This is a genomic window from Chitinophaga sp. sic0106 (assembly GCF_019219075.1).
Taxonomy (GTDB): Bacteria; Bacteroidota; Bacteroidia; order Chitinophagales; family Chitinophagaceae; genus Chitinophaga.
Genome location: NZ_JAHUWJ010000027.1, coordinates 24,554 through 46,678 on the forward strand (window position 1 = coordinate 24,554; position 22,125 = coordinate 46,678).

Sequence of the window (22,125 nt, forward strand, 5' to 3'; positions counted from 1 at the left end):
TAAATGTCTTTTTCAATAAATATTTTACAGGGCCTGCTACAGGAGCTCAGTGGTGTGTTGCCGGCAGATACGGCGCCGCTGTTTACCATTACCCGTGTGCTGAAACTGGAAGAAGGAGAGGTGTATATCCGGGAAGGTGACCTGAGCCGGAAGCTGGCATTTATTGAAAAGGGCATTATGCGCGCCTATGCCGAAAAGGCCAGCGGCGACGACGCCACACTGTTCCTCCGCTGGGAAGGACAGCTGATCGCCTCCCACGATGCCATTATCCAGCGGCAGCCATCCCGGTTTGTTTATCGCGCACTGGAGCCGGTAACCATGCTGGAAATCGACTACGATAAAATGGAAGAGGTGCTGAAAGACCATCCCGAATTTGAACCGCTGCGCAACTATTTTCTGATGAAGATGCTGGCCGAAGCCCTGGAAGGCTTGGAAGGGTTTGTATTTCTATCTCCGGAAGAAAGATACCTGCGGCTGGTAGACAGTAAATGGGGGGTGGTAAACCGGGTGCCGGATAAATACATTGCCTCTATGCTCGGCGTAACGCCCGTTTCGTTGAGCCGTATCCGTAAGCGTCTGCATGCCAGGGGCCGTAAACCGGAAGAAGGAAATTAACCTTTGTTAATTTGATTTATTATCATTTGTTAACCCCGTATTGCTGCCACCATAGCTATTTTTGAGGTACTAATCTCATTGGATATGGAAGCAGTAATTGCAGCAACGATCAACATTTTTACCACCTCCGTTATTCGGTATTTCTTATTGGCAGGTATTCCCTTTGTTCTTTTTTACTGGTTGTTTCCCCGTAAAAACAGTCAGCGGAAAATTCAGCAGCGGCTGGCCGCTAAAAAGGATTTCCTGCGGGAAGTATGGCATTCTATGACCAGCACACTGGTGTTTACAGTTATTTCAGTGGTCATACTGTTTACGCCCGTACGAAATATTACCCAGTTATATACTAACATCAACGACTACCCGATATGGTACATCGGTGTAAGCCTGGTGCTGACGCTCATTGTACACGACACCTACTTTTATTGGATGCACCGGATCATGCATCATCCGGCGTTGTTTAAGCGAACCCACCTGGTACACCACCAGAGTACAAACCCTTCGCCGTGGACGAGCTACAGCTTTCACGTGCTGGAAGCCATCGTGGAAGGCGGCGTGCTGCTGGTGATCACCGTTATGATGCCACTGCATCCACTTACGGTGCTGCTGTTTACCGTTACCGGGTTTATTATCAACGTATACGGCCACCTCGGCTATGAGCTGATGCCACGCTGGTACCGCAATACCTGGGCCTTTGAATTGTTTAATACTTCCGTGCATCACAACCTCCATCACAGTAAGTTTAAAGGGAATTACGGGCTGTACTTCCGCGTATGGGACCGGCTCATGGGTACGGAGCATCCGGACTATGTGAAAGAATATGATAAGGTGCAGGCCAGGAGATTTCCGGTGGCTGCTGCTGCCTGAGCGCAGCATAATTTGGGTGCCAGATTCCCCCAAAAAGCGGGTGTGTCAAATTTGATACACCCGCTTTTATTTATAATACAATCAGTTACGTATCCGAACTTTTCAAGCATGAATTATAATATTAATGTATGTAAATAATTTATATTTTGTGCCTCAGTAGAAAAGATTAACCTTATCCCTTTGAAAAACCCGATCACCTAAAACACCCAGTTTGTGTATCGGCCCAAATACCATACCTATGCCTGCAGTACAGTAGTAGTACTTGTATCTGCATTGTTTTTGCTTAGTCCCGCTACATCACAGGCCCAGCGTCTGGATGCCATCGGCAAGGAAAAGCCCATCAAAGTGACCGGCGGAATTGGCCTTGAACAGGTAGGATACCTGTCGTCAGGCTTGCAGGAAGGACGGAGAGAGCCCTATAACTTTTTTTTGACTGGTAACATCAACTTTGACCTCTTCGGATGGGCAGTGCCATTCTCATTTTCCTATACTAACCAGGGAAGAGTGGCATTTAGTCAGCCTTTTAACCAATATGGACTCACTCCTACCTATAAATGGATTACCGGCCACATAGGCTATACCAGCATGAACTTTTCCAGTTATACCTTAAGTGGTCACCTGTTCAATGGCGTAGGGGTAGACCTCGCGCCGGCAGGGCGTTTTAAGTTCAGTGCCATGTACGGAAGGCTCCAGCAGGCAGTGGCACCCGACACCAACCGCGCCGAAGTCGTACCTGCGTACAGGCGTATGGGTTATGGCTTTAAGGCAAGCTACGGTACCGGTAAAGATAATATAGACCTGATCCTGTTCCGGGGTAAGGATGATCCTAACTCGCTCACCGGACTCAGTCCCCAATACAACGTTACGCCTCAGGAAAACCTGGTGCTGGGCGTAAACGTGCGAAAACAACTGCTTTCCCGGCTAAGCGTAAATGCGGAGGTAGCCTGGAGTGCGCTTACCAGGGATGCCCGCCTCGAGAGCGATACCAGTAACCAGGTGAAATTTCCATCTCTCGGCCTGATACAAAAAAATAGTACTACCGCTTTGTATATGGCCTATAAGGCAGGCATGACCTATTCCGCCACCAAATACTCTCTGGGCATGGGCTATGAATGGGTGGCGCCGGAATATAAAACCCTGGGCGCCTACTACTTCACCAACGACTTTGAAAATATTACGGGCAACTTCCAGTTCCGAATGTTTAAAGACAAAGTAACCGGAGGTCTCAACGGTGGTGTGCAGCACAATAACCTGAAACAGGACAAGCAAAGCACCATGAGCCGCTGGGTGGGAGCCCTGAACCTCTCCTGGGTAGCCTCCCAGAAAATGAACATTAACTTTTCCTACAGCAATTTTCAGTCCTTCGTCAATATCAAATCGGACTTCGATTATATCAATCAGGTATCTCCTTACCAGAACCTGGATACGCTCAACTACACACAGATTTCCAGCAATGCCAGCGTGAGCATGAACTATAGCATTTCACGCACCAGGGAAAAAGCACAGATGCTGATGACGAACCTATCATATATGAAAAGCAGTGATTTGCAAGGCGGCGTGAAACAACCTACCGGCACTGTGTTCTATAATCTCAATACCGCCTACAGCATGCAGCTGATTCCTAAGAATATGTCCATCACTCTGGGTTTTAATGCCAACCGCAATTCCGCCATGAACATGCAAAGCATGACCCTGGGCCCCACCGTGGGCGTCAATAAAACGATGCTGAATAAAAAATTGCGCACATCCGGCACCGTATCCTGGAATGGAAATTTCAACAATGGCAATGCCGGCGTAAAGGTATTGACAGCAAGGGTTTCCGGCGCATATACGGTAAAGAAAAAGCATAACCTGAACCTGGGGATCACTGGCCTGAACCGCTCGGGCAACAGTACCTCCACAAAAAGTATTTCGGAGTTAACATCCACACTGGGATACAATTACAATTTTTAAAACATGCACTTGTCGATAGGTAAACGAATCTTATTCACCTTGCTGCTGCTGCCACTGTGGGCAGCCGCGCAGGTCAACCATCCGGTGATGGTGAATGTGCAGTTGAATCCGCCGTATAGTCTGTACCTGAGCGATTATGCCGCCCCCGAAGTGCAGCGCATGCAGGTGCATATTCTGCTCAAGGACCTGACGGAGTCGAACTACAAGTGCCGTCTGCGTGTAACCATCGAGGGTATTGGCATCACCATACAAAACAGAACAGGCTTTTATGTAGCTCCTTTTTTAATTAATGGGGGAGAGATGGTCACCTTATCAGGGGCCGATCTCGCGCCCTATTTCGATCCCCGCAACCTCATTGTACAGGGACTGGATAATTCCTTTACGAAAAATGGCGCCAAACTGCCGGAAGGCATTTACCGCTTTACGGTAGAAGTGATAGACTATAACCGCAATACGGTTATCTCCAATGCCGGATCTGCTATGGTAGCCAGCTTCCTGAGCTACCCACCCATCATCAACCTGCCCTTGGCAAACGCCAAAGTAGATGCCATGGACCCGCAAAATGTGATGTTTCAGTGGATGCCACGCCATACCGCCTCCGTAAACGCAGCATTCAACGTAGTATATAAATTCCGCCTGGTAGAGCTGGTACCACAGGACCGCGATCCCAACGATGCCATCCGCTCACTGCGACCCATATACGAAAACATTGTGCAGCAAACATCGCTGATATACGGCCCCGGCGAGCCGGCCCTAACACCCGGTAATAACTACGCCGTACAGGTGCAGGCCATTGAAGCTGATGGCAAGGATATGTTCATCAACGATGGCTTCAGCGAAGTAGTGAAATTTACCTACGGCGAAAAATGTAGTGTACCCCAACAGATCGTGGCCGCCTTTGCCGGCAGGAATGAATTGAAGATCTCCTGGGCCGCTACGGTATCACAGCAGGGTTTTACCGTGCGATACCGCGAAGGTGGCAGCCAGCCATCCCAATGGTATGAAGAAACCTCCTATACACCGCAGGTTATCATCAGCGGCCTGAAACCAGGCAAGCAATATGAATACCAGGTGAAAGCACAGTGTATGTGGGGGTATGGCGATTACGCTGCCTCCCAAACATTTACCATGCCTAATGAAACGCTCAGTGAAGGCGACTTCGTGTGTGGTAAAAATGCCGGTGATCAGAAAATTTCCAACACCAACAATATAGAGAAACTAAATATACAGGATACCATTTACGCCGCGGATTTCAAAGTGATACTCACCACCGTAAGTGGCAGCAACGGCCAGTTCAGTGGTACCGGTCAGGTTATGGTGCCGCTCCTCGGATTCCTGGATCTGCCGGTTACGTTTAATAACATCCGCGTGAATACCGATAAGCGTATGTACGCCGGCGTTATAGAGCTCGCGCAAAGCAGTCACGCCGAAGTAAAACAAAACCTGGATAATGCCATCAACAACATGTTCAGCAAGCTGGATACCATGCTGGCCTCCGGCGATCCTAAACAATTGTTCCTCATCGACGCAGCAGAGATGATATCTGAAATAGACAAGATGAAAGGCTGGGATGACCTGGATCAGGCCACCAAAGAGCAGCTCGGCGAACTGCAGGAAAAACTGAAAGAGCTGCAAACCTTCCAGGCCCAGTACCCGGATATGAGTCCGGAAGAGCAGAAATCCGTAGGGCAAAAGCTCGGCGGCGATCTGAAGAAACTGGCGGCCGATGCCAAAACTGCCTTCGAAATGGCGAAGCAGAAATTAAAAGACCTCCTCAATATCTATAAGCTGGCATTGGATGTATTGTTTAAAGAGCGCGGGCAGGCGGACAGTTCCGGCTACCTGCAGAAGAAAGCGGCATTTGAACAATACCTGAAGCGGGTGAATCCGGAGGCCAAACCGGCAGCCGGGGGTGCTGCCGATAGCACCGTGGTGCTGCTGAGACAGGTAGAATCGTTACCAAACGAATCCCTGGACCTCACCGCTGTTGCAGCTATCCATGAATACCTGGAAGCATTGTACAAGCAGAATGAAAGCACCCTTATCCAGATCCTGCGCGATAACAAAGATGAGACCACCGATAAGGAAGTGATTAAACAATTGAAAGTAGATGGTAAGCCTGCCACAGAGGTGATCGCATCGGATGCCGTGAAAACTGATAAAGAGGGAACCGCGAAAAAGCTAAGTGTGTCGATCTTATCCCTGATTGCTGAAATACTAGAAAAATATTAGCGATGAAAGCCCTGATGAAAATATTGCTGATAGTAGCACTGTACTGTTTGGCGGTGATGCCGGCAAAGGCCGGCCCGTTGGATAGCTTGCAGCACAAGGAAATGGTGCAACGTGGAGTGGCTGCCTTGAAAAAGGTAATGGCGCAAAACGCCTGGAATGAGTCGCATGGCCTGTCCGACAAAAATACCTATGTAGTCCGGTTAGATACCGTCTATATCCGCCAAAAGGAAGATGCCAAGGGAGAAGGACGGGTGTGGAAGAAAGAGTTTATCAGTAGCGCAGACCTGCAGGTTATCAATGAAACACTCAAGTCCGTAAATCATGCGGCTGATAACAAGAAAGAGTTTGGCGTATATGTAATGGTATTCAACAGCTACATCCTCAATCTCACAAAAGCTATTAGCCGTAGAGATTCCATCCCGCACTTACTGAGTCTGAAAAAATTCGCAGCCGCCGGGGATGTGGATGATATTGATAAAAGAATCGATGACCTCAACCAGGAAATATGGGACCAGGTAGGCTTTACGCAAAATGATTTTGAAGTTCGTGTAGGCGTGGTGTATGGAAGGGAAATACTCTTATATAACAATGCTGTACATAGGGTGCTGGCGGTTACGCAGGCACAGGGCAATGGTATTTCATCGAAAAAATTGCAGGTCCTCAATGCGAATCTGAAAGATGTATCCAGCATAGGTTCGCCGCTGGAATACCTCACTACCTATCCGCCGGCGCTATATAAAGCCTTTCGTGCCAAAACAATTCCGGTAAAGCTAAAAAACAAGTTCAAGCCTTCCTTGAATACCTATTTCAGCGAACTGGCTGACAAGGCGCCGAAAGAATATAAAGACGGAGGTAAAGATCCGGAACCGCAAGCCTCGCGCGGAGTGCCGGTGATCGATTATAGCCACGGTGTGAAGCCGGAGGAAATGAAAGATATCCTCAAAGGCATCAACAGCACCGCCGCGGAAACTGGCTATGATCCTAAAATATTCATTACCTCCTATGTTACGCCGGATGAAATTCTGAAGCAGGTAAAGGATTATGTGGCCAATCCGGCCGGTAATAAGGAGATCGTGATATGGGTACATATTGATGCGGATAAATCAATTCAATATGAATACGGTTACGGCAAGGATGTACCGGAGCAGGAGGATATCAGCGCTTTTGCAGCAATTCTTTCTAAAGTATTACCGGAGTTGCATGGTAATCCGCTGGCAGATATGTTTGATGCCATAGCCGGATTGATCGGGCAAGCCATTGTAAAGCCTAAGTATTATGATCCGGAAGATCCTAAATATAATCCCCTCCCTGGCCTGGTAGTAGGTGTTACTGTTGGTAACCTTGTAGCAGCACCAATTTACCCGATTCTGAAGGCCATACAAAATGGGTCGGATGAGGACAAGTTCACCATGACCCGCGTGAATTTCGCCTTTACCGTAGGCCTGTGGAATGGTACGGTGGAATTTATTAAAGGCATAGCCTCCACCCTCAATATGCTGTCCGGAGGTAAGGAGTGGGATAATATGAAAGAGGGACTGACTAAGCTGGGTCAATTGTACGATAAAGAAGGTATCTCCGGTGTGTTTGGCTTGTTTGGGAAGATGATCAAGGACTCCCATACGGGTAATCCCTGTAAGGTTAGCCATACCATTGGGGTAGATGTGATTAACATCGCCTCGTTCTATTTCGCTTTCGCCAAAACCGGTACAGCAGCCCAAATTGGTAAGCTGATGGACGCCATCGACCCGCTCACCTATGTGATGAAAGGAGCGGGGAAGCTGACCAAGTTTGCCTTTACCATGTCCGGTAAAGCAGCAAAAGGACTGTACCAGGTAGGTAAATTCGTAGTTCGCATACATGCGGAACCGTTAGGCCCGGTATTACAATGGCTGGATAAGGCCACCAACACCTGGAAGAACTTCAGCAATCAAAGCCGGGTGGTCATGGCCATGGGCGATGGAACGCAGCTGGCCGTAGATCCTACCACGCTCAATAATGTGGAAACAGGCGCCTACCGGTTTATTGAAGCCGTGGAAGATGAAGGGAAAGTATTCCGTGACCGCGCCGGCGACATGATGGTGATCGTGGAACATAACGGGCAACAGGAGCTGGCGCTCGGCAGGCGCGTAGCCATGACGATAGAGCAGATCGATAAACTCCTGGAAGGATTCCCTAACCTGAAGAAAAAACTGGAGGCCCTTGGTGAAGATGCGAAAAGAGCATTTGTAGAAGAGTTTGATGGCGACCCGGCCATGATGGCCAAATTCGAAAAAGCCGCGGAAAGTTCAAAAGGGCTTATCAACCCGACACTCTGGAACCAGTATCGCACCTTCCGGGAAGCTGCCACCACCATAGCAGAATATGCTGACCTCCTTGCCAAGCTTAAAAACCTGGATATGGAAAGTCAGCTGCGATTCTTCAGCCAGTTTGGTGGAGATGCAGCTGCCTTAAAAGCCTTTAACCTGGGCCAGGAAGTGAGCATGGAAACATGGAAAGTACTCAGCGTGGCACCTAACGCCTGTAAGCTCATGGAGAACCAACGGTTGTTCCACAAGTTGCTGACCAGTCCGCAAGCAGCCAAACTCGGACTCGACCACGCTAAAATGTCGCAGATCCTCTCAGCCAGAGCCCTCGCAACAAAGAATGTAGCCGAATTCGCCACCTTCCGCGATGACCTGGTTGCCTTCGTTGACAAATTTGCTGATGTAAACAACGCTAAATCAGTAATCGCTAACCTGGCCAAAGAACAACGAAAAGGTATCAGCTACATCGGAGAAGAGTTTGTGATCTACTGCCTCAACCGACCGGAAAAATTGCCATTCAAACCATCGGATATAATAGACTTCCAATTCCCGATTGATGGTCGTGATATAGATATCCTCACCAGAGAAGGTAGCTTCAGCATTGCCAATGAGTTGAAAAGTGTGCTGAGCTTTGAGAAAAAGTATGTGACCCAGCTCCTCAAGGATTTTGCCCGGGTAGACAAGCTCGGACAATTCCGCTGGCTGCTCAAGAAAAAAGGCGCTTATGCCGGTGTAGAAGGCATGGAGTCCCTGAAGAAAACAGTGACCGCCTATCTGAAAGAGTCTGATATACCGGTTGACGTGATATCCAAATATTTAACAAGGGATCGAACCAAGGAGAACTTCATTAAGTTTGTAGAAGATAACTTCGAAAAAATCTTTTACATAATAGACTAGCAAAATGAAACTACTACATACCATCGGGCCTTTAAATGCATTTATCCTGGCGCAGTCCGCAGTTATTACCACTACATGGGAAAAACTGACTGGCTGCAGCTATGGGGATATGCAACCCCTGTGGACCATTCCGGTGGACAGGGACGATTATTATGAGCTTATTTTCGACAAGGTAGTAGTTAGAAAAGGCGACCACTTTACGCAATATGATGCCGTAACTGGCACCCGAATAAATGAGTTTGAACCTAAAATGTCAGTATGTGGGTTTACCAGCGGTGAACATATCGTGTTGCAGGAAGCTGCTCCGGACAATCAGCAGCTGCTGCATAAGCAGGTAATTTCCTCCGGAGAAACATGCTGGACAGCCACCATCCCGGCTGGATTTTACTATTTCGCCGCCCATAGTGAGGTGTTGCTGCTGACAGATGATATCGATGAACTGATGGGAGTGGATACCGCTACGGGTAATATTTTGTGGAGATGTAAAGTATCCGAAGCAGCACCCGGCCAGGCACTGGATAAAACAGGCGTGCCAGCTGTGCATGGCGGCTACTTTTATTGCTTTACGGAGGGCCAGGCAATCATTAAGATCAATGCTTACACAGGTAAAGCAGCATGGACTTTCTACAGTGACCTCGTTGCTGCTGTTTTCCCATCTTTTTATGAAGACCTAGTTTTCTTCTCAGGAGATAAACACATCATCAAGCTGAATGCGCATGGTGAAGTAATACAGGAAATAAATTTTGAGCCCTATGTAAAAGATGCACCGTTTTATTTCAGAACCCGCGTGGCTGTAACGTCGGACTATCTACTGCTCGGTAATACAAGAACCTGTGAAGTACTGGTGTTTGATAACAACAGCGGTAGGATCATTCAGTCTTTTTTTACCGCCGACAAGCACTGGCAAATCCGCCCTTACCTCTTCAAAGCTGCTCAGGATATGTTGTTTGTGGATATGATAAGCAGTGGAGAAACGAATGATAACAGACTAAATATTTATTCACTCAAACCCGATGACGTCAGCTAACTGCTGCCACGGCATCTACCTATACCTATTGCCGAATATATCCTATGCCTAGTTTTATCACCCGTTGCTACCTTCCCCTGTTGCTGGGTCTTTTAGTGATCACCACATCACTGAAGGCGCAACAGCGTACACCGCTGGAACAGCATATTCACGATGTGAACCAGTTGATCCTGGAACGCCGTGCTGCCAATACCCTTAACAACAAAGACCTGTACGATCAGCTGAAAGATACCAGTCAGTTCAAGCTGCCGGTAGGTATCGGCGGTGGCAACAGTGGCAATCCTCCCATCATCATCGATAGTATCCGCTTTTTGCCGGACCACGCAGAAATTACCGCTTACTTCGTAATTCCCGTGCCTGGCGATGGCCGGGAACTGATGTTTGCCGCCAGCAGGATTCCGGTGAGTCGCAATGGTGGCCTGGTAGGTATAGCGCGGTTGGAACTGGTAAACGACCAGCCATTCAATCCCTTCGGCAATGATGCGGTAATGACCTTTCTGCATGGGAAAACGTTTGTGGAATTCGATTGTGATGGCTTTAAACGGCTGGGACTCGGCGTAGAAATCAAACTGCCTTCGCACCTGGTACCTGCCAATGCAGATGCTAAATCTGATACCAAAGAGAGAGTAAAAGGCACTTTTGAAGTAGCTACCTCCAATATCCACGATATCATCGCCGGGGTAAGCATTGAGCCCTTCCAGATCAGGGGTGTTAAGAATGTAAAATTCACCGTTCAGGATGCCATCATCGACCTCAGCGACGCTAATAATAGTCCCGATGTGGTTTTTCCCAAAGAATATAACACCGACGATAAAACCTTCTGGAGAGGCTTTTTCCTCCGCAAATTTGAAGTGCAGCTGCCGCCGGAGATACGCTCCCGCAAATCGGATAAGCCGCCTGTTATTGGCGTCCGCAACGCGCTTATAGATGATAAAGGATTTTCCGGTGATGTATTTGCCACCAACCTGATTCCGTTGGAAGACGGCGACCTGGGCGGCTGGAATTTTTCTGTGGACAAGGTAGGCCTCAGCTTTGTTGCCAACCAGCTCAAAGGCGGGGAGCTCGCCGGCGGCATCAACATCCCCATCACCAAAGAAAATACACGATTTGATTATTCCGCCGTATTCCAACCCGGCAACGATTATATTTTTACAGTAGCAGCCAAAGATACTGTTGATATTCCCATCTTCATCGGTAAGGCCAAGCTATTGCCCAGCTCCAGTTTGGAGGTGGCCGTTAAGGATGATAAGTTTCAGGCGAAGGCGATACTGAATGGAAATATTTCCATCAACGGCGGCACCAGCGAAGGTGCGTCCGCGTTAGCCAAAAAGCTGAATGTGCCGGACCTGGCATTCGAACGACTCACCATCTCTACCGAAGCACCTTATTTTCACGAAGGGGTGTTCTCTTTCTCCTCTCCGCTGAAGCTGCCCACCGTTGCGGGCTTTAGTTTTTCTATTGACCGCCTGGGATTAGTAAAGAGCGGAGAAAAACGTGGCCTTAGCTTCACCATCAAAGTAAATATCAGTGGAAAAGGCGAAAATGGTTTCGGTGCGGACGCCAGTATGTCGCTCATGAGCGTGGCCTCCAAAGATGCCGATGGTCGCATCCGTCACAAGTTCTCCGGGCTGGAAGTGAGTCGCGTAGGTGTCGATATACACCAGGGCGTTTTTGCACTGGCTGGCGCACTCGAGTTCTTCACGGATGACGCGGTGTATGGTAACGGGTTTAGGGGAGACATTGCGGCCTCACTGCAAATTTGCAAGGCCGAAGTAAAACTCGCCTCCACCGCGCTGTTTGGCAATGTAAATGGCGACCGTTACTGGTACGCGGATATCATGGTAGATCTGCCAGTGGCCATCTTCATTTTTCCGCCGGCAGTCAGCATCAAAGGGTTCGGCGGTGCGCTGTTCTATGGTGTATCCGTACTCGGCAAAGGAGAAAACACCGGACCTTACCGCCTCGGTAAAACCAACACAGGTATCATCTACAAGCCTGACCCCACCGCTGGTTTAGGCATTAAAGCCTCGCTCAAATTCATTGCCATGCAGGAAAAAACACTGAGCGGCATGGTTGGGTTGGAGCTGGCATTCAACAGGTCAGGTGGACTGAAACGGATTACTTTCCGCGGACAGGTAAATGTGATGTCCATCGGGCTCTCCCCCGGCAATGTAGCGCTGCTCAAAGGCATCAGCGGCATGATGAAGCCTGGCCCCGCTGACGCACCTGCCGGCGATTGCGGCTACGACCCGAATTCATTCACACCGGAAGGCGTTATTTCTGCCGGCCTGCTGGTAGATGTAGATTTTGAAAACAGCAGCCTGCTGGCTAACCTGAAAGTATATATTGACGTTTATGGAGTGCTCACCGGTATAGGCCCTAAAAACCTGGCAGGTGAAGGAGAATTTTATGTAGGCCCCGAAGGCTGGCACCTCTTCGCCGGTAAGCCGGATAACCCGATCGGTATCAGCATCCTGGGCATCGCCAAATCGCGATCCTACTTCATGGTAGGCACCGGACTGCCGGGAAGTCCGCCACCACCGGCCGTAGTGTCGGAAATACTCGGCGGCATGGACCTCGATTACATGCGGGATCTCAACTCCCTGGGTAAAGGCTCCGGCTTTGCATTTGGAGCAGGCCTCGATTTCGATACCGGCGATCTCAAATTCCTCATGTTCTACGCCCGCCTGCGTGCTGGCCTGGGCTTCGACGTGATGCTGAAAAATTATGGTGATCAGTTCCATTGCGAAGGCAGCAGTGGTCCGCTCGGTATCAACGGCTGGTATGCTAACGGCCAGGTATATGGCTACTTCCAGGGAAAAATCGGGATCAGGGTAAACCTCTTCTTCAAAAAAGGAAACTTCGATATCATCGACCTCGGTGCTGCCATTGTACTCCAAAGCAAAATGCCTAACCCGGTATGGATGCGCGGAATCGTAGGAGGCTACTACAGCCTGTTTGGTGGCCTCATCAAAGGCAGATGTAACTTCGAACTCACCATTGGTAAAGAATGTAAAATTGTAAGCAATAATATCTTCGCCAATGCAGGTGTACAGGTAATAGGTGACGCTACCCCACGCGATGGTGAAGCCGATCAGAGCATCTTCACGGCACCACAGCTGGTATTCAATATCCCGGTAGGCAACATCATGCGCATCAGCGATGATGGCGGTAAATCCCATGAGTTCAGAACAAGACTGGAGTATATGTCGCTCCGCAGGGAAGCGCAAAACGCCAATGGTACCCAGCAGTGGAATGGCGACAACACCATCCTGGTACTCAACACCACCCAATGCCTTGAACCTAAATCTATCTATAAACTAACCGCTAAAGTCACCTTCGAAGAAAATGTGAACGGCAGCTGGACGCCATACCTCGTAGAAGGTAAACCCTATGTGGAAGAAGTAAATAACACCTTCAGCACCGGAAACCTGCCAGACAAAATTCCGGCAGATAAAATCAAATATACTTACCCGCTGAAGAATCAACTGAACTTCTATCAGAACGAATCACCATCCCGGATCGGGTATATGCAGTTTACGCAGGACCTGGCACCGATGTTCCGTACCGACAGCTCCTTCACCCAAACAGCGCGACTCGTACCTAACACCGGTGATCCGCTGAACATACCGTTTAGCTATGATACCGGCCGACTCAGCTTCCGCATTCCGGATGGATTGAAGAACGATGAAGTATATACGTTCGCGTTAGTAAACGTGCCTACGGAAGATGAAATGGATATCAGCCGCAACGTAGTATCTGAACAAAAACAGGTGGATGTGCAGGAAGCCGGCTCCATGACGGTGACTACCAAAAAAGCTACCAAAGCCATTACCGCCGGTTCCGAAAAATCATTCTTTGAGCTGGACTTCAGAACAAGTGCCTACAACACCTTCAATCAGAAACTGGATGCACTGGGCATGGGCGATTCCTACCGCCTGCCACTGCGCGACGCGGTTCATGAACTGGGCTACCAGCTCAGCAACAATGAGCTGTTTGACGGTTATGAAGTGGATGTGAATGGTGGCAGCCAGCTGCTGAAATATGAGGCGATGTTGGAGGGTAACGCCTGGTACGACCAGGATATCTATCCGTATGTATACGACAGCTATCCGTTTGCAGCTGCCAGTGGTGCCGTAGTACCGGTTACCATCGACTGGCGCATACCGGAAACATTGGGCGTGCCACCGGTGCGCGCAATAAATCTGCGCCAGTATAACCAGGGTATGCTGCTTAACGCGGACGCACAAACGAAGTATACCGGCATCAGCACCTTTGTATACAATCTGCCGCACTTTATGGAGCGGGATAACTATAACCTGATCAGCAGGATCGTTAATAACATCTATGCAAGAGGAGTGGAATATCCTGCTAATGTGAAAATGATGATCCAGCAGCCGTTTAAGGCAGTGCGTAAAGGCAGTTACCGGTTTAAGGTAAGCTATGTGCTGCCTGGTACCAACCTGGTGACCAGCACCAGAATTATCACCATCGAAAATCCGTTAGGGCTATAATAACTGATGAAAATGAAAGGTAAACTAATCACCATCTTACTCGCTACCGTGGCAGGCTTTGGGTTAACAACCCGGGCACAGCAAAAGAAGGGAGAGTTGCAGAAAATAGCAGTGATGGCACGACCCACCAAAGACTCGATCCTGTTACGCTGGGCGCCTACCGCCTCCCTGTTATGGCAGCAGGCTAACGCCAGCGGCTATATGATTGCGCGACTCACCGTGATGCGCGATAATAAAATGCTGCCGCAGCCGCTGGTTACCACGGTGATGACGGGGCCGCTCAAGCCCTTGCCGCTGGCGGCTTGGGAGCAGGTAGTAAAAACGCATGAGAAATATGGTAGCATTGTAGCGCAGGCCCTCTACGGAGAAAAGTTTGAAGTAGGGGCTACCGGTAACGGCAACACGATTGCGGATATTTACCATCAATCACAGGAGCAGGAATCCCGGTATGGCTTTGCATTGTTTGCGGCAGACCAGGATTTTACTGTCGCTAAAGCGGCAGGACTGGGCTGGGTGGACCATGATATTAAGCCCAACGAAAAATATTTGTATCGCGTGTATGCAGCCGCTACCGCACCGGACCTGAAGTATGATACCGGCTATGCATTTTGCGGTGCCGCTGATGCTAAGCCACTACCGGTACCCAAAGGCCTGAAAGGCAACGGCCTGGAAAACGCAGTGATGCTCAGCTGGAACAAGTCCCTGTACGAGCCGTTTTACAATGCCTGGATATTGGAGAAGTCGGCCGATAATGGTAAAACATTTACTTCCGTCAGTAAAGAGCCGCTGATCAACACGCAGGAAGGCCTGGCAGATAACATCAGCGACTTTTACCGCATTGATACCGGGCTGGTGGCCGGAAAGCCTTACAGCTACCGGATCAGAGGGATCAACGCTTTCGGTGAAATTGGCCCCGCATCGGACACGATAGTAGTAACGGTGCAGCAAAAACTCAATGAGAGCCCCGTGATCCTGCAAACAGAAATGGTGCTTGGCAAAGTTTTTATCCGCTGGCAGATGCCGGCGCATAAAGCCGATATCGTACGATTTGACCTCGAGCGATCCACATCTCCCCAAAAAAAATATAGCCTGCTGAATGAAAAGCCGCTGACCGAAAAAGACTCCATTGTAACCGATGAACAGCCGCTGAATAGTAACTACTACCGGATAAGAGCCACTACCAGGGATGGACAGGTAATGCATTCCTTCCCCCATTTTGTGCAGCAGGAAGATTCCATCCCGCCGGTGCCACCGGTAGGCGCCGCAGGCAGTATCGATAAAAAAGGAATTGTATCTCTTACCTGGGAAGAAAATAAGGAAAAAGACTTGTTTGGATACCGCGTGTTCAGAGCCAACGCCCCGGAAGAAGAATTTGTACAGGTGACCCGCAAAGCTACGGAGGTAAACAGTTTCACAGATACGATTTCCCTGCATACGCTTACTAAGAATGTTTACTACAAACTGGTGGCACTGGATAAACATTATAACCCTTCCGGTTTTTCTGAAATGCTGGTGCTGAAGCGGCCGGACATCATTCCTCCGGTAGCACCTTTCTTTACCAAAGTGACCTCCGCCGAAGGGGCCGTACAACTGGAATGGATGCCCAGCAGTAGCGAAGATGTTGCCTGTCATGAGTTGTGGCGCACAAAGGATAGTACCTGGGAACTCGTGCAGTATTATGCTGCCGGCGACAGCACCCATAGCTATGGCGATACCAGTGCTATTACTGGTGTGAAATACCAATACCAGGTGACGGCTACAGATGACAGCGGATTAAAGGGAATCTCCAAACCGGCCAATGGTGCGCGGATCGATATGGGCCGGTTACAGGTAGCCAAGGCACTGCGTATAGGTATTGACAGGGATAATAAAGTCGTAAACCTGGAATGGCAGCGGATTACAGGGGTTGATAAGGTTTATGTATACCGCTCCGCCGGCGATGGGCCTTATCAATTGTACCAAACATTTTCAGGTGCAGAAAATAGTTATAAGGACAATAACCTATTAATAAACACGGTCTATAAATACAAGCTGAGAATGATGAATACGAGCAATGGCCGAAGCGGCTATACGGATGAAGCTATTGTAAATTATTAAATGATTCTTATTGCGATTACCTATGAAAAAATTTTACAAATTACTATTACTAATCATGATGCTGGGGACAGCCCCACGGCTCTTTGGGCAGGCGCTGATTTACAGGGTTATTTATAGTGGGGATTTTGGTCTGAATTCCGGCTCCTGGGGTTGTTATAATGGAAATGCCAGCGTGTACACAAATATTGCGCGGCAAGATTATACCAGTATATGGAACAAAATGCATTATGGGGTATGGTTACCTGGGCCCACTACTTTTGGTGATAATTTTTATACAGATGAAATGCCTGTCAATGCCTATTTTGGCGCTATGGCTGGTACCGGTTCAAATGCGGATGCCCAGGGGCCCATCAACCAAACCTTTGATGAATATGGATATAGCACAACAGAGTTGGAAGGGTATGGTACTGCTCCCGACCCTGGCGGAGGAGGCATGGGAGGTTGTGGCACCACCATACGGACCACGGTGACCATCATACAGATGTATCTTCGGTTGTATAACGTTAAGAATAAAACAGCCTTTTGCCAGGACGAATATGTAGAATTCAACTTCCCTTATACGGCAGATCGCGTAAGCTGGGAAGTAGCCAATACAGGAGACTATTTTCGTTCGGTTACCTGGGTGAATGGTTCCCAGTTCAGAGGTACTGCAGCTGATTTTGCCAGCATTGGTATCGATATCACAAAAAATATCTCTATCCGTGCGAGTGCTGACTTTGGAGATGTGCGTTGGAAATATTCAGATGAGCCTACCTTTCACTTTACCGATGCAGTACCTGCGCCGGCAGTAGTTAAAAAGGACGCGCTTTGCTTTGGTGGTGAAGGCTCTTTTACCTTCAGTGATTTCAGATATGCCAGTGGCGCAGCTTATGATGGAACCAAAACATTGAATCTCACATTAACCAGTCCTGCCAAAACATATAATGTAGCAGTTAATTCCACAGCACCGGTTACAGTGAATGTAATACCTGGCGTGTATACCATGTATATTGAAAATAATGCTTCTGAATGCCCGCGTACGATTAGTTTACCGGAAGTGAAAGGTATTCAGCAGGATTTGGGTGCTACCACCTCTTTATCTTGTGTAGATGGTAAACCGGCGGCGGCAATAGCAGTAACAGGAGGTACTGCACCTTTTACGTATACATTAAATGGTGGGGGAAGAGTCAGTACCAATCTGTTTACCAATCTGGCGCCTGCCACCACCTATACTATCACCTACTACGATGCCAATGAGTGTAATAAGACAGTAACTGTTACTACCCCTGCGGCCATCAGTATACAGTCCTATACTACCAAAGCTCCTTCAGGTGGGGCAAGTGATGGGGAGATATCAGTGACGGCTACCGGTGGCACGCCTCCGTTCATGTATAACTATAATAATGGCAACTGGCAAAGCAGCAATGTATTCAACAACCTGCCACAAGGCAGCTATAACATTTCTGTGCGCGATGCCAACGGATGCCTGCTGCCGCAACCTGTGGCTGTACTGCTGGAGCAGCTGGATTTTACAGCAACCAGCACGCCGGTAAGCTGTGTAGGCCTTGAAGATGGCCGCATCACACTGAATATCACCGGTGGTACTTCTCCTTATAAAATCAAGCTGGATAATGGCGTATACAGGGCAAATAATAACCTGTTTACTGACCTGGCTGCCGGCACCTATGAAGTGTGGGTGATAGATGATAAGAATGTGGAGGCGCATCACTCCGTTACTGTAGGTGCTCCTACACCTGTTACATTTACCTATACCGCCACCAATCCGCTGTGTAAAGGCGATGGCGATGGCCAGGTGATACTTACGGCTACCGGCGGCAACGGCGTATTTAAGTATATCAACATCGGCCAGGGTGATCAACCCACCAACGTGTTTTCACTGCCCGCCGGCACCTATAACTTCCGGGTGGATGATTCAAAAGGTTGTTCCTCTGCTACCACCCAGGTAGTGATTACAGAACCTGCCAATAAAGTATCAGCTACCTACCAAACCAAAGATGCGTTGTGCTTCAACGCCGCTACCGGCGAGATCTTAAACATCCAGGGCCAGAACGGTGATGGCAACTACCAGTTTAGCCTGGATAACTATACCTGGAGCGCCACTGCCAGTTTCAATCAATTGCGATCCGGTAACTATACCATCTTCGTAAAAGACGGTAAAGGATGTACCAACTCTGTACCAGGTGTAACCATTAATAATCCGCTGCCGATCACACTGGTGCTCGCTAAGGATATTACGCCTGCCAGCTGTAATGCAGGTACTGATGGAGTGATTGAAGTAGCTGCAATCGGCGGTACGGGTAACCTGCGTTATTTTATTAGTAATAACCCTGGGGTTCCAAACACCACCGGTAAGTTTATCAATCTGCCTGCCGGTACTTACAGTATCATTGCCCGCGATGATAACGGTTGCGAGGCGCAGATATCCTCATTGCTCGTATCACAGCCAACCGCCATGCAAATGACGCTGGCAAGCACCAACGCACTGTGTTTTGGTCAGGCCAATGGTACAGTGTCCGTCAACAGTATGTTTGGCGGTAATGGTGGTTATAGCTTCAGTCGCGATGATATCAGCTATGGCGCTACCACTGTATTTCAAAATCTTGCTGCGGGTACGTATACCGTTTATGGGAAAGATGATAAAGGCTGTCGTGTAAACGCCAGCGTTACCGTAGGGCAACCTACGCTGCTGAGCTTCACCACCACGGTAACGCCTGTACTGTGTAACGGAGAAGCCAACGGAACTATCACCATCAATGGTGCCGGTGGCACGCTGCCTTATTTGTACGGATTGGATAATAATACTTTCCAGTCTACAAACGTGTTCAATGTAAAAGCGGGCAATGCGAAAGTAATTATCCAGGATAATAATGGCTGTCAGCAATCCACCACATTAGTGGTGGGAGAGCCCACCAAATTAACCGCAAGTGTTTCCAATCTCCAGCCGGTTAGCTGTAATGGTGGCAACAATGGCGCCATCACTGTTGCGGCTGCGGGTGGTAGCTCGCCTTATCAGTACAGCATTAATGGGATTGCATTTGTGAATGGTAATACATTCAATACTTTAACCGCGGGTAACTATACCATCACCATCCGCGATGCCGCCAATTGTACCACGCAGGTAAATGCAACGGTTACCGCTGCTACCGCTATCGGCTATACGCTGCTGCGCAAAACAGATATCCTCTGCGCCGGTACAAGTACCGGTGAAATACAAATAATCGCTACCGGCGGTGCTGGTACCTACTCCTACCGGTTCGACGGTGGTAATGCGCAATCCAATCCTACCTGGACCAACCTCGGCAAGAAAAATTATCCGATAGTAATTACCGATGCCAATAATTGTAGCACCACGGTTAATATTCCAATTGTGGAACTGTATACTCCGCTGGCTATGACGCTGAGCAGCACTCCTCCGTTGAATTGTACGGATAAGGGCAGTATCACCGTAACACAGGCACAGGGCGGGCTGTCACCTTATCAGTATAACCTGGATAACAGTAACTACAAAACATCTCCGGTGTTTAACGACCTGATAAACGGAGAACATATTGTATACCTGAAAGATGCAGCCGGCTGTACTACCAGCCAGAATATTTCGTTGTACGGCCCTTCAGCCATGCGCGGAAACATTGCCGCCACCGCTGCTACCTGCTTTGGTAAAACAAACGGCAGTGTGGTAATCAGCAATGTAACAGGAGGCTCCGGCACCTACGAGTACTCGCTGGATGGCAACAACTGGCAATCTTCCCCTGCCTTTAATAACCTGGCTGGTGATAAAACCTATCAGGTAACGGTAAGGGATATACCATTCAGCTGCCTGGTGCAACTCAGTGCAGCGGTAAACCAGCCAGCAGCACTGCAAACAACGGTACAAACCACAAAAGACGTCACCTGCTTCGGCCAGTCCGATGGTATGATAACACTATCCGCCAACGGTGGTACACCAGGATATACTTATGCCATGGGTGCCGGTACTCCTCAGCCTGGCGGTAATTACAATAACCTGAAAGCAGGCAGCTACAGCATTACTGTTACGGATAACAGTGGTTGTACGGTAAGTCAGCAGGTAACGGTGAATCAGCCGGACCAGCTCAGCGCCAACGTTGCATCTGTGAAAAACATCGACTGCTTTGGTAATGGCAACGGGGAAATCATCCTCAACGCTACCGGCGGTACGCAACCATATAACTTTAAGCTCAATACCACGAGCCAGTCATCCGCTTACTTCGGCGCCCTCTCCGGCGGAAACTACCAGATAACGGTAACGGATAAACTGGGTTGTGCCGTGCCGCTGCAAGCCACTGTTACCGAGCCTTCCAGATTGCAGGCAACTTTTACCAGCAAGGATATTAACTGCTTCGGCAGTGCCAGCGGGGAAATAGCACTCACTGCCAGCGGTGGTAAAGGAGCCTATATCTATACCTTGAATAACCTGCCGTACCAACTGGATAATACTTTCAAAAGTCTTACCGCAGGTAGTTACCTGGTATCCGTGTCCGATGAAAACAGGTGTATCGTTTCACAAAACGTTACACTGGCACAGCCGCAGCCGCTCAGCTTTACGAAAGATTTCCACCACCCGGTATGCAGCTATTCCTCTGATGGTAGTATACAGGTGGCGCTGATAGGTGGGGTTGCCCCTTATACCTACAGTTGGTCCAATGGCAGCAACGCTACCACACCGCTGATCAGCGGCCTGAAAGGCGCCGTGTATGAAGTGTTGATGCAGGATGCTAATGGTTGTCAGCTAAGCGACAAAACGGTGCTTACACAGCCGGCTGTCATTCCGCTGAACCTGGGCTTTACGGATACTACGCTTTGCGTAGGACAGGAGATACAGCTGAGTACCGGCAACATTGGTACAGCTTACGAGTGGAAAACCGGCAACCAAGTGCTGGGCTCCACCCCTGATATTAAATTGAGTAAAGACGGGCAGTACAGCATCACCGTAAAAAATGCGGCAGGATGTACGGCGCAGGAAAACTTCACAATCACCACCTCGCTGACTGCGCTGAAAACTGATTTCCTGATGTCGTCCTACAACACCCTGGGCGATACGCTGATCCTCGTGGATGTAACGCAGCCGAAGCCTTCCAGTCTTAAATGGACCTTGCCGGAGCGCATCACCGAAATCAGCAGCAGTGGCGATGGCAGCGTGAAACAGTTGATCTTTAAACAGGTGGGCAGCTATGATATTACGCTGACCGCCCAGCTGGCACAATGTGCTGATGCTATTACCAAAACGGTAATCGTGGTACCGGTGGAGGAACGTGAAACTATCGATAGCGTGCTCGGTTACAGGGAAAAGCTGATCCGCAACATTACCATCTTCCCGAACCCAACTACCGGCCAGTTTAAAGTAGATGTAGAGTTGTCGAGAGCTGCCGCTATTACAGTTCGGTTAATTTACTTTAACGATGGTAAGCTGATGGAAGTGAAAAAATCTGTGACCGGTACCAGTCACGCCGTTCCATTCAATATCGGTTACCTGCCGCAGGGTATTTACCTGATAGGTGTGGAAGCCGAGAAAGAGTATGAGGTGAAGAAGTTTATGAAATTGTAATCCGGATAACCCGAATACACCCAGAACCTGGCGGTTGCGTATAGCGGCCGTCAGGTTATT

At 48.9% G+C, this 22,125-nt stretch carries 9 protein-coding genes; all 9 read left to right on the forward strand.

Annotated elements, in window-relative coordinates; genetic code table 11:
• Positions 1-3 precede the first annotated feature (3 nt).
• The gene (locus KW844_RS26835; RefSeq protein ID WP_218379855.1) at positions 4-615 is read left to right on the forward strand and encodes a Crp/Fnr family transcriptional regulator; all 612 of its coding nucleotides are present in this window, start codon (positions 4-6) and stop codon (positions 613-615) included.
• A gap of 84 nt (positions 616-699) precedes the next feature.
• Complete coding sequence (locus KW844_RS26840) at positions 700-1,479, forward strand: sterol desaturase family protein (RefSeq protein ID WP_218379856.1); 780 nt, start codon at positions 700-702, stop codon at positions 1,477-1,479.
• Between the two features lie 213 nt (positions 1,480-1,692).
• Positions 1,693-3,432, forward strand: a complete 1,740-nt coding sequence (locus tag KW844_RS26845) for a hypothetical protein (protein WP_218379857.1) — start codon at positions 1,693-1,695, stop codon at positions 3,430-3,432.
• A 3-nt stretch (positions 3,433-3,435) separates the two neighbouring features.
• Positions 3,436-5,664 carry a fibronectin type III domain-containing protein gene (locus tag KW844_RS26850; protein WP_218379858.1) on the forward strand — a complete coding sequence of 743 codons (2,229 nt, stop codon included), beginning with the start codon at positions 3,436-3,438 and terminating at the stop codon, positions 5,662-5,664.
• Positions 5,665-5,666: 2 nt separating this feature from the next.
• Positions 5,667-8,864, forward strand: coding sequence for a hypothetical protein (locus tag KW844_RS26855; protein ID WP_218379859.1), 3,198 nt, complete (start codon positions 5,667-5,669; stop codon positions 8,862-8,864).
• Between the two features lie 4 nt (positions 8,865-8,868).
• On the forward strand, positions 8,869-9,891 hold the full coding sequence (locus KW844_RS26860; protein ID WP_218379860.1) for a PQQ-binding-like beta-propeller repeat protein: 1,023 nt from the start codon (positions 8,869-8,871) through the stop codon (positions 9,889-9,891).
• A gap of 44 nt (positions 9,892-9,935) precedes the next feature.
• On the forward strand, positions 9,936-14,405 hold the full coding sequence (locus KW844_RS26865) for a hypothetical protein (RefSeq protein WP_218379861.1): 4,470 nt from the start codon (positions 9,936-9,938) through the stop codon (positions 14,403-14,405).
• A gap of 12 nt (positions 14,406-14,417) precedes the next feature.
• Positions 14,418-16,502 carry a hypothetical protein gene (locus KW844_RS26870; protein WP_218379862.1) on the forward strand — a complete coding sequence of 695 codons (2,085 nt, stop codon included), beginning with the start codon at positions 14,418-14,420 and terminating at the stop codon, positions 16,500-16,502.
• A gap of 22 nt (positions 16,503-16,524) precedes the next feature.
• Complete coding sequence (locus tag KW844_RS26875) at positions 16,525-22,065, forward strand: T9SS type A sorting domain-containing protein (RefSeq protein ID WP_218379863.1); 5,541 nt, start codon at positions 16,525-16,527, stop codon at positions 22,063-22,065.
• Positions 22,066-22,125 lie beyond the last annotated feature (60 nt).

Coding starts and splice junctions, on each gene's coding strand:
- KW844_RS26835 (WP_218379855.1), top strand. CDS start 4: ATGTCTTTTTCAATAAATATTTTACAGGGCCTGCTACAGGAGCTCAGT.
- KW844_RS26840 (WP_218379856.1), top strand. CDS start 700: ATGGAAGCAGTAATTGCAGCAACGATCAACATTTTTACCACCTCCGTT.
- KW844_RS26850 (WP_218379858.1), top strand. CDS start 3,436: ATGCACTTGTCGATAGGTAAACGAATCTTATTCACCTTGCTGCTGCTG.
- KW844_RS26855 (WP_218379859.1), top strand. CDS start 5,667: ATGAAAGCCCTGATGAAAATATTGCTGATAGTAGCACTGTACTGTTTG.
- KW844_RS26860 (WP_218379860.1), top strand. CDS start 8,869: ATGAAACTACTACATACCATCGGGCCTTTAAATGCATTTATCCTGGCG.
- KW844_RS26865 (WP_218379861.1), top strand. CDS start 9,936: ATGCCTAGTTTTATCACCCGTTGCTACCTTCCCCTGTTGCTGGGTCTT.
- KW844_RS26870 (WP_218379862.1), top strand. CDS start 14,418: ATGAAAGGTAAACTAATCACCATCTTACTCGCTACCGTGGCAGGCTTT.
- KW844_RS26875 (WP_218379863.1), top strand. CDS start 16,525: ATGAAAAAATTTTACAAATTACTATTACTAATCATGATGCTGGGGACA.